Annotated in this window: 7 protein-coding genes; 5 read left to right on the forward strand and 2 right to left on the reverse strand. The window is 43.1% G+C overall.

The window, feature by feature from the left end; translation table 11 throughout:
- Positions 1–116: 116 nt before the first annotated feature.
- The 4 genes from QR40_RS20205 (at position 117) to QR40_RS20220 (ending at position 6,223) form a co-directional block, all read left to right on the forward strand.
- A complete protein-coding gene (locus QR40_RS20205) occupies positions 117–3,671 on the forward strand; it encodes an InlB B-repeat-containing protein (protein ID WP_044296539.1) in 3,555 nt (1,184 codons plus the stop codon).
- 3 nt (positions 3,672–3,674) lie between these two features.
- Positions 3,675–4,118 (forward strand): hypothetical protein, encoded by a 444-nt coding sequence (locus QR40_RS20210; protein ID WP_138003721.1) that lies wholly within the window; start codon positions 3,675–3,677, stop codon positions 4,116–4,118.
- 267 nt (positions 4,119–4,385) lie between these two features.
- The gene (locus QR40_RS20215; RefSeq protein WP_044296541.1) at positions 4,386–5,054 is read left to right on the forward strand and encodes a response regulator transcription factor; all 669 of its coding nucleotides are present in this window, start codon (positions 4,386–4,388) and stop codon (positions 5,052–5,054) included.
- Positions 5,055–5,125: 71 nt separating this feature from the next.
- On the forward strand, positions 5,126–6,223 hold the full coding sequence (locus tag QR40_RS20220; protein WP_242858568.1) for a sensor histidine kinase: 1,098 nt from the start codon (positions 5,126–5,128) through the stop codon (positions 6,221–6,223).
- Between the two features lie 45 nt (positions 6,224–6,268).
- On the opposite strand, the gene QR40_RS20225 is transcribed toward QR40_RS20220, so the two are convergent.
- Both QR40_RS20225 and QR40_RS20230 read right to left on the reverse strand, forming a co-directional pair.
- The gene (locus tag QR40_RS20225) at positions 6,269–8,947 is read right to left on the reverse strand and encodes an ABC transporter permease (RefSeq protein WP_044296543.1); all 2,679 of its coding nucleotides are present in this window, start codon (positions 8,945–8,947) and stop codon (positions 6,269–6,271) included.
- Positions 8,947–9,627 (reverse strand): ABC transporter ATP-binding protein, encoded by a 681-nt coding sequence (locus QR40_RS20230; protein ID WP_027296726.1) that lies wholly within the window; start codon positions 9,625–9,627, stop codon positions 8,947–8,949. Before QR40_RS20230 ends, QR40_RS20225 begins: the two co-directional genes overlap by 1 nt.
- Positions 9,628–10,960: 1,333 nt before the next feature.
- On the opposite strand from QR40_RS20230, the gene addB reads away from it, so the two are divergent.
- The gene (addB, locus tag QR40_RS20235) at positions 10,961–14,398 is read left to right on the forward strand and encodes a helicase-exonuclease AddAB subunit AddB (RefSeq protein WP_044296544.1); all 3,438 of its coding nucleotides are present in this window, start codon (positions 10,961–10,963) and stop codon (positions 14,396–14,398) included.
- The last annotated feature ends 2 nt before the right edge of the window (positions 14,399–14,400 follow it).

Raw genomic sequence — 14,400 nt, forward strand, 5'->3', positions numbered from 1 at the left:
TGTTATATCCAGCCCCCCTTTTTATGACGTAAAAGGAGCTATTCAATACATTATGACAATATATGTGATGGATATATGATAACATTGTAAAAATATGTCGAAAAGGAGAGGGAGTTATGGATATGAAAAATAAGTTATTATGTAGAAAGTGGAAAAGATGGACGGCGCTGGTCATGGTAGTTGTAATGATACTATTGCAGCCGTGTACGGTTCTGGCTGATGCCGGGATACGCAGGACAGAGACAGGAGCAGAAAAAGCTGATGTGAATGAGTCAGCAGAGGATATAGAGAAGAGCTCACTAGAAACAGAATCTGAGCAGAAAGAGGAAGCAATATTAAATGGGGATTCAGAAGAAACATCGGAGGAAGAACTACTATCAGAGATGGAAACGGAGGTGTTTACAGAAGCGTTTACCGAAATAGAGACGGAAGTATCTTATGATATAGAAACGGAGGACTCTACTGAGGAAAATTTACTGGATATAGAAACAGAGGAGAAAGTTACGGAGGATATGGAAACAGAAGAACCCGGGGAAACAGGTTCAGACATCCTTTTGGAAACGGAATCGGAAACAGTAGTTTTCGAGGGTAATTTTTCACAGAAGAAGATATCAGAAAAAATGTATACGGTAACATTTTTTGCAGATAATGTAATCGTAGATAAGCAGACAGTAACGGAAGGGGAAGCAGCAGAAGAACCGGGAGCTCCGGAAAAACCAGGGTATACCTTTCTGGGATGGAGCGGAGATTATACCAGGGTGACAAACAGCCGGAATGTATATGCACAATATGCTGTCGGGGAATTTGCAACCCATATTGTTACCTTCATGGATTATGATGGAAGACTTGCGGGAAACCGGCAGTATGTACAGGACGGCGGCAGTGCCGGAAGTCCTGTGATGCCGGAAAGGCCGGGTTACACCTTCTTAGGCTGGGATGAAAGCCGGTTCTATATCAAGGGGGATAAAACGCTAAATGCCCAATATCGGGAGGGCGTATACAAGACGTATACACTAAATTATTACGGATACCTTAATAACAAAGCCACTGAGCAAATCTTAAAAGAGGAAATTGTAGTGGAAGGAGAGGATGGTGTACCACCCGAGCCGGAAGAGGTAGAGGGCTATACTTTTGCAGGCTGGGACAGGAACATTCTGTATACGAATGTGTACCGAAGCCAGAACATTAAGGCGCTGTATTATAAGGGGAAATACAGTACGCATAAAGTCGAGTTTGTGGATTATAACGGGAAAGCACTGATGAATCCGCAGCATATCCCAGACGGAGAGAGTGCTTACAGCCCGTTAAAACCAGTACGGGAAGGTCATACGTTTATCGGCTGGGACAAGAGCCGTTTCTGGATACATAAGGATACGAAGCTGACTGCCCGGTACCGGGAAGGTGAGCATAAGACCTATACGCAGAACTATTATGGTTACCGTAATAACAAAGCCACTGAGCAAATCTTAAAAGAGGAAATTGTAGTGGAAGGAGAGGATGGTGTACCACCCGAGCCGGAAGAGGTAGAGGGCTATACTTTTGCAGGCTGGGACAGGAACATTCTGTATACGAATGTGTACCGAAGCCAGAACATTAAGGCGCTGTATTATAAGGGGAAATACAGTACGCATAAAGTCGAGTTTGTGGATTATAACGGGAAAGCACTGATGAATCCGCAGCATATCCCAGACGGAGAGAGTGCTTACAGCCCGTTAAAACCAGTACGGGAAGGTCATACGTTTATYGGCTGGGACAAGAGCCGTTTCTGGATACATAAGGATACGAAGCTGACYGCCCGKTACCGGGAAGGTGAGCATAAGACCTATACGCAGAACTATTATGGTTACCGTAATAACAAAGCCACCGAGCAAATCTTAAAAGAGGAAATCGTAGTGGAAGGAGAGGATGGTGTACCGCCCGAGCCGGAAGAGATAGAGGGCTATACTTTTGCAGGCTGGGACAGGAACATTCTGTATACGAATGTGTACCGAAGCCAGAACATTAAGGCGCTGTATTATAAGGGGAAATACMGTACRCATAAAGTCGAGTTTGTGGATTAYAACGGGAAAGCACTGATGAATCCGCAGCATATCCCAGACGGAGAGAGTGCTTACAGCCCGTTAAAACCAGTACGGGAAGGTCATACGTTTATCGGCTGGGACAAGAGCCGTTTCTGGATACATAAGGATACGAAGCTGACTGCCCGGTACCGGGAAGGTGAGCATAAGACCTATACGCAGAACTATTATGGTTACCGTAATAACAAAGCCACCGAGCAAATCTTAAAAGAGGAAATCGTAGTGGAAGGAGAGGATGGTGTACCGCCCGAGCCGGAAGAGATAGAGGGCTATACTTTTGCAGGCTGGGACAGGAATATTCTGTACACGAATGTGTACCGAAGCCAGAACATTAAGGCATTGTATTATAAGGGGAAATACCGTACGCATAAGGTGGAGTTTGTGGATTACAACGGGAAAGCGCTACTGAACCCACAGTATGTCGTAGATGGAGGTAGTGCAGTAAGTCCGTTAAAACCTGTACGGGAAGGATATACCTTTATAGGCTGGGACAAAGAAAATTACCGTATTTCATCCCCGTTAAAAATACAGGCATTATATAAAGAAGGAATTTATTTAACCTGTCCAGTATCATTTTATGTTAAAATAACAGGGAATCCATCTTGGCAGTTGTTAAAAACGGAGTATGTACCTGTAGGGGACGATGCGCATCCGCCAAAGCTGCCGGTCAATGCCGGATATACTTTCCGGGAATGGTCCGGACAGATAACGGGAATCCAGACAGCTCAGAATGTATATGCCCAATATAATAAAAATACGGAAACAGAGACAACATACACAGTCCGCTTCTGGTGTAGAGGGGAAGTTATAAAGACAGAGGAGGTAGCTATTGGGGGGAATGCAACTCCGCCATCTGTACCGGGATTAAAAGGATACAGCTTTGCAGGCTGGGATAAAAGTTATGTGAATATTAATCCGGGCACGCGCTCTATGGCAGTAGACATCACTGCACAGTACCAGCTTACCAGCGGGATGCAAAATGCAGGGAGTGTGTCAGATCTTGTAAATGCATTAATGGCACTTGGAGTGCCGGTTGCAGTGAAAAATGGGTTTTCTGCATTAGGGGCGGCAATTATAAATCCATTTGATGGAATCATTTTAGATGTCTTGGCAGCAACTGCATTGGTTGGAACCATCATTTACTATTGGGATGATATAAAAGAGATATGGGGAGATATTAAGGTCATCTTCAGGAACTTTGCTGGAATGGACGCTGCGGGCGAAATATTAGATAATATTGAGGCTGGGGTGGATGAAGGTGTTGATGATAATAAAGACAAAGAACTTCACGATGCCATGAATAATCCAATTTATAAAGATCTTGTGGATAATATTGATTGCGCAGAAATTGCAGAAGATTTGCTGAAAATACAAAAAAAGGGAACTATTTATAATATAACCGCTAAAGATGGTGGTCGACTTAGAGTTTATGAATATGGAGAAGTAAAATCATACATATATCATAATGTGTTTTCCTATAAAGGGTTAATTTATGATCCTAGATACTTTGTTACACCGGTACTGAAAGATATTTATTTTGCCAATTTGAAATCTATTAATCCAAATGGAATAAATGTATATGAGATACATTAGTTCATGTTTAGCGAAATGAAAGGAATGCGAGTTAATATGTTAGATTATACATGTGCCATACCAGAACTCTTATTTAAAAAGTATAATGTTAAACAAATAAGGTGGGAAATGTATGACAAAAAAAATATTTATAGTAATGTAGCTAATGTGACATTTTATTTAGAAGAAAGTAGTTCAAGTGATGAATCTTATATAGAGATTTCGAATGTTTTAGAGTCTTATAAAGGAAAATTAAAGTGGGTATTAAAAAAAAGTATTGGTTCTAGGTACAATTATTCTATTAAACCAGAAATTATATATAAAGTAGAAAAAGATAATTTCGATGAATTAAACAAAAAATTTGTCAGAGCAAAAGATTTATTGGATGAAAAAACATATAAAAAAATATGTGATGTGGCAATTCAAGATATCCCAGATTTATATAAATATATGTTAATGCACCTATAACGTGTCTGAAAATCATTATTACAAACAATCAGCATGCTCAACTTAGCAGTTTATTTCAGCAGATATTTCGTTTTGATGTTTACAATATCCCAACATGCCAGAAAATACAGTTAAAAACAGGCTTAGAAACTTTGCAGATTGGAAAATGCGTCAAACTATAGTATACTTGTAGAAAAGAAGAAAAGAATTATCGTCATAAACAAACTTAGAAAACTTAATTAAACATCAGAAATAAGATAAAGATCCAGAAAGCCGCAGGTAAATAAAATGACAAATATATTACTACTAGAAGATGATGAAACAATCGCATTCGGAATCAAAGCAGCCCTTTCCCGAAAGGGCTATGCGGTTACGCATTGTGAGACTTTGGAAAAAGCGAAAAAGGAGTTTCACCAGGGATTTCAACTGGTGTTACTGGATCTCAATCTTCCGGATGGTAATGGGTACGGGTTCTGCAAATGGGTAAGGGAACAGGGGAATACCAGCATTATCTTTTTAACTGTCCGTGACGAGGTGGCAGATATCACAAAAGGACTGGATATGGGGGCAGATGATTATATTACGAAGCCTTTCCATATTGCTGTGCTGGAATCGCGGATTGCAGCGGTTTTAAGGAGAGTGCCGGAAGACGGCAAAGAATGGATTGCCTGCGGAGATATCCGAATCGATAAGGAAAAGATGCAGGCAGTGCTGAAAGGAGAAAACATCGCTCTTTCAGCACTGGAATACCGTTTGCTTCTGGTTCTCATGGAGAACAAAGGCAGAACACTTCCGCGGAATCTTATCCTTGAGAAGTTGTGGGATTCGGAAGGAAACTTTGTCAATGACAATACTTTGACGGTTACTATGAAACGTCTGCGTGAAAAATTAAAAAACACCAGTCATATTTTAACAATACGTGGAATTGGATACCGAATGGAGGAAATTATACCATGAGTCCAGGGTGCAGAGCATTATTAAGAACATGTTTGCTTTGGCTGATTCCTGGCATTCTGACAGGCTTGCTGATGGCTGCATATTTGACAGTACATGAATATCATATGACGGCAGACCTGGTGGGCTCTGTGCTGCAAAACGATTCCCTGCAGGCAGGACTTAAACGGGCTTCAAAGGAACAAAGAAGCGCGGGCAGAGCATATTTGGGGAAATACGGTTACCGCCCTCTGGGTAAAATAGGTGATCATATGTTATTAACCTCATTCATAGGTATCGGACTTTTTGAAGGTATCGGGGGGATTCTGTTAATGAAAAAGAGAAGAAAAGAAATTAAGCTGGAGATCAGAATACAGGAGTTAACAGAATATCTGAAAGCCATAAATTATGGAGAGGCAAAGACACTCCCACGGATGGAAGACTGCTTTTCCCAGCTGGAGGATGAGATTTATAAAACGGTATTGGAATTAAAGTGTACGAAGGAAACGGCGGTACAGGACCATCAGGTACTGTCAGAGCGAATTGCAGATATCGCCCATCAGTTAAAAACACCTTTGACCTCCATGTCTTTGATGACTGAACTTTTGGAAGACTATCAGACGGAGGAAACGAAAGAATATCTGGTACATTTGAAAAATCAGGCGAAACGGCTTCAAAAACTGGTATCCGGGCTTTTAATTCTGGCAAAGCTGGACTCCCATGTCATTGCCTTTGAACCAAGTCAGGTGGAGGTCTCTGATTTAATCAATGCAGCATCAGAACCTCTTCTGGAAATGATGAATCGTAAAAAAATTTCACTGGAAGTAAAATGCGGAAAACCAGGGGGGCCGCCATCCTGGATTGTGACAGACATGCAGTGGACCAGTGAAGCACTTCTGAACGTATTAAAAAATTGTGTGGAACATACACCGGAAAAAGGAGCCATACAGGTATCTTATGAGAAGAACCCGCTTTATGCAGAACTACAGATTGTTGACAGCGGCTCCGGGTTTTCCAAGAAAGATCTTCCCCATTTGTTTGAGCGGTTTTACCGGGGTGAAGATGCATCAAAGGACAGTGCAGGAATCGGGCTTGCACTTGCCAGACTGATTATTGAAAGGCAAAACGGACATATCTACGCAGAAAATACTTCTGATGGACATGCCCGTTTCCGGCTTCGGTTTTATGTGTGAAAACGAACTGCTGTTAAACGCTGATAGATGATCGGCAGATATCACTTATATCGTGTCATCTTTTACAGCAGTGATAATATTATCTTTTTGTATTCTCTGCCCTCCTATAAAGTAGGCGCTTATAATTGCCAGTAAGATTAAGACCGTGTAGCCAAGAATGGCTGCAAACGGTGCATAAGGCAGATATTCCAGCAAAGTAACCTCATTGATATAAAGAAATAAGGTCAATATGATTACCTGGAAAGGTATGCTTAAGAGCAGAGGCTTGAGTCCAAGGGTGATTCCTTCGAGAAATAACATTTTCCAAAACTGCCGGGGTGAAAGGCCCGCGGATTTTAACATACCGAATTCTTTTCTTCGCTGTCGAAGATTTCCCGAGATGCTTGCCCATACATTTGACAATCCGATCACAGCTAAAAGACCTGTGAGAAAGGCAACGATCAGATTCATTACTTTAATTTCTGATTCATCCATTTCCTGCATCATGGCAAGGTCAGTGATCAGGTAGTCTCCGGTTCCATAATAGCGGGTAAGAAGGTTTTCCACCTCTGCAGATACTTTCTGAATTAAGGGGTAAGAGATGCCGCCATTATTGTCTGTCAGGAGCAGAGTGTTGACACTGTTCGCTGTTGACTGTCGTTTGCTGCTGCAGGAGGCACCGATTTCTAAAACATGATCCATAGGCATGATTGCTGCTAGTGTGAATCTGGAAAGTCTGAGATCGATATTCGGCAGCTTCTCTGCCAATAGACCGGCAGTAAGGTTGAAGGTAAAGTCTCCGGTATCCTCATCGTATGCCTTTTCCGTAAAAGTGAGCTCCTGGCCCAAACGCAGATTTAAGAGTTCCCGCAGGACACTTTTTTTTCTGGTACTTACATCCGGGTCTTCCGTATAATTATAGAAGATAGCCTTGGAAGAGTCTTCCAGATAAGGTTTTGGGTCAATACTCAGTTCATTGCAATAGTCTATAAAGCTGTCTTCTTCCAACCCAATTACTGTGGTGGAAATTCTAAATTTGCCGTCTCTTTCAATGGGAGAATATTTTTTTCTGGAAACAATTTCATCATAACCACCAAAATAAGTTTCTATATCATCAGATGCGTCCTGTTCGGTTATCCAGGTGGCGCAGGGAAGTTTATCAAAAATGACGGTTTTGGTGATTCCCGGAATTTGTTTTATTTTTTCCAGAACCTCCATATCCGGAGTACGGCCGTCACTAATGTTAAACTGTATGTGGCGAATCTTATCGAGTCCGGATTGATAGATGTTCTGTGCTGCTTTCTGAGTTGAAATAATATATAAAAATCCGGTTAACAGCAGGAAAGAAAGACACAGGGAGATCGTTGCCGTCCGATAGGAGTTTTTCCTTGCAGACACTGCATTGGCAGCTAGTTCACCGGTGATTCCGAGGCGGCTGGTAATGCGGCTTTTCCGTAATCTTTTCTTTTTTATTCTGCCGTCCTGTTTCAAGGCTTCCACCGGAAGCAGTTTCGCAATTTTGCGTGCAGGTATGAGCGCAGAAAGCCATACGGTCAGCAGGGACAGGAGAATAGCGGGAAGGATTGCCGGTAGTCCAAAAGTCAGAACAATATCCGGGGCGGTTCTGCCAATATCGTTATTTGTATTGATGAGCTGGAATAATTTCATATCCAATATCCAACCGGAGATAACCCCAAGTGGCAGCGGGAAGATGGTCAGAATCAGCGCTTCTGAAATTACGGCGGACTTAATCTGCCGTGGAGAAGCCCCGATTCCGGCCAGTGTTCCAAGCTGGGAAAGCTTTTCGTTTGCAGAAAGTGCAAAAGCATTGTGGATAACCAATACAAACAGGCCCACTAGCATTATGGCTACTATCAGAATCATCAGCGGAAATGCCAATGCGCTAAGCTGATTCATAGAGCTTAATTGTTCGTTGGAGAAGATGGCGTACTTGGATAACAGATCCCCATTAAATTTGAGATTATATTTTCCATATTCATCCGGTTCATATCCGATGGATGCGGCAAGTGCCGGAAGCTCTTCGTAAGTTTTTCTCATTGGATCAAAGCGAAGATATACGGTAATCTCATCTTCAGGCTGTATGGAATTTTCATCCAGATATCCAAGGCCGGTATATGCAGGAACGGAAGAGGAGGTGGTCATATCCATTTTTCCGACAATTTTATAAGTTTTTGTACCGGTCTGCCGGAAGGTTTCATCCTCATCAAAGCCTTCTGTTTCCACGCGGATTTTTCCGTCCAGGATACGTTTGCCGACGGGCAGCGTAAGGGTATCGCCGATATTTATTTCAGGGTGGTTGTCAAAATATTGTTTTGATAAGGCGATTTCATTTTCACTTCTGGGACGTTGACCTTCGATGATAATATTTTTTTCGGACATAGACTCCCAATATTCATTGTTGGCACCCCGGGTAATAAGATAGCTGCGCTTGCCGGTTTCATCCAGTCTGGCAACTTCCCAGTTTCCCTTTATCATGACAGCGGAAACGGAAGCATAGTTTTCAATATGTTCTAAATCTTTTCCATAAGTAATATCAAAAAGTTCCCCATGCCAGTCTCCGTTCTCCCATTTGCTAAGCGTGATAGCATCTGTCCACATGGTATAAAAGAAACCACAGACGCAGGACATAAGTGTGGTCATTAAGAACAGGGCGATTATGATTGCCAGGCTGGTCCGTTTGTTCTTACGGACCGTATCCCAGACATACTCACGTAATATTTTCATCAGGACACCACCTCATCATGTAAGATTTTACCGTCCTCCAGTGTGATGATCCGGTCTGCCTGCAGGGCAGTTTTTTCATCATGGGTTATGAGAAGTATCGTCTGGTCATATCGCCGGTTGGAAAGCTTGAGCAATTCAATGGTTTCTTCAGAAGTTTTTCGGTCCAGGTTACCCGTGGGTTCATCAGCAAGAAGGATCGCCGGCTGGTAGATCAGGCTTCTAGCAATTGCCACACGCTGCTGCTGTCCACCGGATAATTCCTGTGGCAGATGGGTGAGACGGTCAGTTAGCCCTAAGGAAGAGACAATCTGTTCAAATCTGTTTTTATCTGGTTTTTTTCCATCCAGCAGTATTGGCAGCAAAATATTTTTCTGCACATTCAGAGTGGGAATCAGGTTATAAAACTGATAGACTAGACCCACCTTACGTCTTCGAAAGACCGCCAGCTGCTCCATGCTGAGCGTTGAGATATCTGTGTCTTCAATGTAGATATTACCGCTGGTAGGGCGGTCTACACCTCCCAGCATGTGTAAAAGTGTGGATTTTCCAGAACCTGACGCCCCGATAATCGCCGTGAAGCTTCCTTTTTCCAAAGCCAGGCTGACGTGGTCCAGAGCAGTAATCCTATTGGATTCATTTCCATAAGTTTTCGTAAGTTTGTTACATCGCAGTATTTCCATTTATAATACTCCCTTCCGTATTGATGATATCATATTAACTGTGTTAAGTGACAAAAAAGTGACAACTAGTGTAATTGTTTCCTTTTCTGCCTAGTAGGTTTTAGAGGGGTTACTATTACGTATAAATTTGGGTTTAGCTGAGTAAGGACGCTTTGTATATGATAGGTAGTGTACGGAAAGATGGGGGTGGGAAACTGATATGGACTCCGTCAGCTTGCCGCAGAACTGGTATTTTCTAACCTTTGCGGAGCGCTTTTTGGCGGCACGCAGGCATTCGCTGCGAAATCCTGATGCATTTCGCAGCTCACTGCCCGCTTAGTATCCGATGGGAGCCAATCGAATACTATCCGCCAAAAAACACTCCGCAAAGCTAAGTAAATACTCAGCTCTGCTCTACGCTTCCTCCGCCCATATCAGTTACCCACCCCCATCTTTCCGAGATTCATGTTAACGCCACAAAGCTGGTTTTCTCAGCAGGTTGGAACCCCTGGGCTGTGGCTGGCTGTTCTTTATTGGATGCAGCGTATTATGTTTCGGCTGTTTATGCGTAAAAGAAGATGAAAGTTTGCTATTTTTTCTGGAATGAAGAAGCAAATTACGGTGATAAGTTCAGTTTCAGTTGCTTTATGCTAATCGTTTTCAGCATGATAGATGCCCTGGGGTTTAAGCTGTCTGTTCTTTATTGGATGGAACGCAGTATATTTTTGGCTGTTTATTCGTAAAAGAAGATGAAAGTCTACTTCTTTTTCTGATCACAGAAAGAAAAACAAATCCCGTTCTCAAGATCAGTTGCTTGACATCATTAGCTTTATGCCAATAACGTCCAGCATGCCACAACCCCAGGGTTCCATCATGCTGAGAAAACCAGCTTTGTATCAACGAATGCTATCTCGGAAAGAGAAGGGGGCGGACCAGGACATTGGTTTGGAAGGCGTATAGCAGAGCTGAGCATTTACTTACCTTCCCGAAGTGCTTTTTGGCGGATGGTATTCGACTGGCTCCCATCGGATACTAAGCGGGCAGTGAGCTGCGAAATGCATCAGGATTTCGGAGCGAATGCCCGCGTGCCGCCAAAAAGTGCTCCGGGAAGGTTAGAAAATGCCAGTTCTGCGGTAAGCCTTCCAAACCAATGTCCTGGTCCGTCCCCTTCTCTTTCCGTACACTACCTACATCTACAAAGCGTCTTAATCAGCTAAACCCAAATTTAAACCTTGAATTATCCAAAGTAGTGTTAGCACCCATTTTAAAATTCCCATAGTATTTGAAAAAAGGTTGCCAAATACCGGCCTGACGGGTTAGAATTGACTATAAATGAAACTTGGAGGGTCTATTTATGTCATTACAATTAATCCTGGGAAATTCCGGAAGCGGAAAGTCCTATGAACTATATAATAAGGTAATTGAAGCTTCTATCGCTGATCCAAAGGGGCATTTTATCGTGATTGTACCGGAACAGTTTACTATGCAGACCCAGAAAGAGCTAGTCAGCCTTCATCCCAGAAAAGGGATTTTGAATATAGATGTGCTTAGTTTTCAGAGACTCGCGTACCGCATATTTGAGGAACTGGGATCGGATAAACGTACGGTTCTGGAAGAGACCGGGAAGAATCTGCTGCTGCGTAAAGTTGCAATCGAGAAAAAAGATGAACTTCAGGTGCTGGGAGCTCATTTAAATAAGCTTGGCTATATCACTCAGATGAAATCTATGATATCGGAGCTGACCCAATATGATGTGACCATGGATAAGATGGATCAGATGATCGCTTCTGCCGGAGAAAAAAAGCAGCTGTATTATAAATTGCAGGATGTGGGTATTTTGTATGCCGGATTCCGGGAAAAACTGCAGGGGCAGTATATTACGGCAGAAGAAGTGCTGGAAGCCCTTTGCCAGGTGGCTGACCGGTCTGAGATTTTAAAGGGCAGCGTACTTGCATTGGACGGTTTTACCGGATTTACCCCGATTCAGCAAAAATTATTGGAGCGGCTTATGGTGCTGGCAAAGAGGGTCATGGTGACCATAACTATGGATGCCAATGAAAATCCTTTTAAAATTTATGGAGAGCATGAGCTTTTTTATCTGAGTAAGAAAACGATCCGCAGCCTGACTAAAATTGCAAAAGAAAAGCATGTAGAGATATCAGATCCGGTTTTACTGGGAAAGGGGCAGGTTTATCGTTTTAAAGATACCCCGGTACTGGGATTTCTGGAACAGAACCTTTTTCGGAGAAGGAGAGGGAAATACGAGTTCCCCATAGATGAAATTTCTATTCACAATGCCAAAAATCCAACGGAAGAGGCTAATTTTGTGGCGCGCACGATTAAGCAGCTTACAGGTGCAGGGTACCGCTATCAGGATATCGCTGTAATCACCGGAGATATGGCGGCTTACAGCAGTTATATCCGTAAAGTTTTTGAAGCCTGCCGGATTCCATGTTTTATTGATGAGACTAAGACTATTTTGTTAAATCCTTTCATAGAATTTATCCGTGCGGCTTTGGAGCTGGTGCAGAAAAACTATTCCTATGAAAGTGTATTTCGTCTGATGCGCACCGGGCTTTGTGATGTGTCACGGGAGGAAACGGATCTGCTGGAAAATTATATACTGGCGGCAGGTGTGCGGGGGTATGGTAAATGGCAGAAACCATTTGAAAAAGTTACCCAGCGAAATGATGAACAGGTGTTAGAACAGTGTAACGAAATCCGTGCAGCCCTTATGGAGAAGCTGGTGCCATTTACAAAGGTGCTGAAAAATAAAAATGCAACCGTAACCAAATGTACAGCGGCTTTGTATGAGTTTATTGTTTCCTGTGATATTCAGCGTAAGCTAACGATTTATGAAGAGGAATTCAAAGAGCAGAACCGGTTGGATATGGCAAAAGAATACAGTCAGATCTATGGGATTGTGATGAATCTTCTGGATAAATTAGTGGAACTTCTGGGGGAGGAGTGCTTATCCTTAAAGGATTTTGCTCAGATTCTGGATGCCGGTTTTGAAGAAGCAAAGGTAGGAATTATTCCCCCTGCGGTAGATCAGGTTGTTGTTGGTGATATCGAGCGAACGAGGTTAAAAGCCATAAAGGCGCTCTTTTTTGTAGGGCTTAATGATGGCTGGGTGCCAAAAGCAGGAGGAACGGGGGGGATATTATCTGACCTGGAACGAAATGCCCTGGAATTAAGCGGTGTGGAACTGGCTCCTACCGCAAGGGAAAATATGTATACGCAGAAGTTTTATTTATACCTGAATTTAACAAAGCCTTCCAGCCGGCTGTATTTGTCTTACAGCAAAGTGGATTCAGATGGAAAGACACTCCGTCCCTCTTACGTGCTGCATGATATGGCAAGACTGTTTCCGGCGGTGCCCCAAAAGGATGAAGATCTGTACGACAGCATGCTGGACCGGGTGGCATCACCTGGCAGCGGAATTCCGTATCTGATAGAGGGACTGCGCAATATCAGGGAAGGATGTCCCATGCCGGTGGATGAATGGATGGTGATGTTTGACTGGTATAATCAGAATGAAAATTACAGGAAGAAGATAGAAGGCCTGGTGGATGCCGCATTTTATAAGCGGAAGGATGAAGGGCTTCCAAAGGCAGTGGCTTCTTCCCTCTATGGAAGTGTGCTGGAAAACAGCGTAACCAGACTGGAACGATTTGCAGCCTGTGCATTTTCGCATTTTCTGATGTATGGACTGGACTTAAAGGAGCGGGAAACTTATCTGTTCCGGCCGATGGATATGGGGAATATCTTTCACCGGGTGATCGAGCTGTTTTCCAAAAAGGTGGAACACAGCCAATACAACTGGTTTAGTCTGCCGGAAGAAATAAGGGATTCCATGATTGAAGAAACGGTAGAGGAAGTTTCTTCTGAATATGGGGCAAAGATTCTCTACAGCTCTGCGCGGAATGAATATGCCATCGAGCGGATGAAGCGCATTATGCGCCGCACGGTGTGGGCACTACATGAACAGATTAAAGCCGGGACATTTGTGCCCAGCAATTACGAGGTATCTTTCTCCATGGTGGAGGATCTGGAAGCAGTCAATATTGCGCTGACAGAGGAGGACAAGATGAAGCTTCGTGGCAGGATTGACCGGACTGATGTGAAGGTGGAAGAGGATGAAGTATTTGTGAAGGTAATCGATTATAAGTCTGGAAATACAAGTTTTGATCTGGTTGCACTGTATTATGGACTCCAATTGCAGCTGGTGGTTTATCTCAATGCAGCAATGGAACTGGAACAGCGGATTTATCCAGATAAGGAAATTGTACCCGCGGGAATCTTCTATTACAACATGCAGGATCCCATGCTGGACCGTGAAGGGGGAGATACGCAGGAAATCATTAATCAGAAAATCCTGAAAAAACTCCGGCTGGACGGACTTGTGAATGATCGCAGAGAAATCATTGAGAATCTGGATACTCAGATTGGAAAAGATTCCAGCGTTATACCGGTTTCCTATAATAAGGATGGCAGTCCCTCGAAAGCATCCAGTATTGCCAGCAGGGAACAGTTTGGACAGATTTCTAAGTTTGTCAATGATAAGATTACGGAGATTGGAAAACAGATTGTAGACGGGCACATGGAAGCTCTTCCCTATGAGCGAAAGGACAAGACCGCCTGTGATTACTGCATATACCGGGAGATTTGCGGATTTGATGTGAGAATACCGGGCACCCGTTATAATCGTTTAAAAGAATATAAGCCGGACGAAATATGGAAAAAAATAAGCGGGCAGACGCAAGCCGAAGCAGAAAGTGAGGAAAGGTAAGC

Source organism: Robinsoniella peoriensis, from assembly GCF_000797495.1.
Classification (GTDB): Bacteria; Bacillota; Clostridia; order Lachnospirales; family Lachnospiraceae; genus Robinsoniella; species Robinsoniella peoriensis.

Bases quoted from the DNA above. Each gene is read 5' to 3' on its own strand.
- QR40_RS20215 (WP_044296541.1), top strand. From the start codon at position 4,386: ATGACAAATATATTACTACTAGAAGATGATGAAACAATCGCATTCGGA.
- QR40_RS20210 (WP_138003721.1), top strand. From the start codon at position 3,675: ATGTTTAGCGAAATGAAAGGAATGCGAGTTAATATGTTAGATTATACA.
- QR40_RS20230 (WP_027296726.1), bottom strand. From the start codon at position 9,627: ATGGAAATACTGCGATGTAACAAACTTACGAAAACTTATGGAAATGAA.
- QR40_RS20220 (WP_242858568.1), top strand. From the start codon at position 5,126: ATGGCTGCATATTTGACAGTACATGAATATCATATGACGGCAGACCTG.
- addB (WP_044296544.1), top strand. From the start codon at position 10,961: ATGTCATTACAATTAATCCTGGGAAATTCCGGAAGCGGAAAGTCCTAT.
- QR40_RS20225 (WP_044296543.1), bottom strand. From the start codon at position 8,947: ATGAAAATATTACGTGAGTATGTCTGGGATACGGTCCGTAAGAACAAA.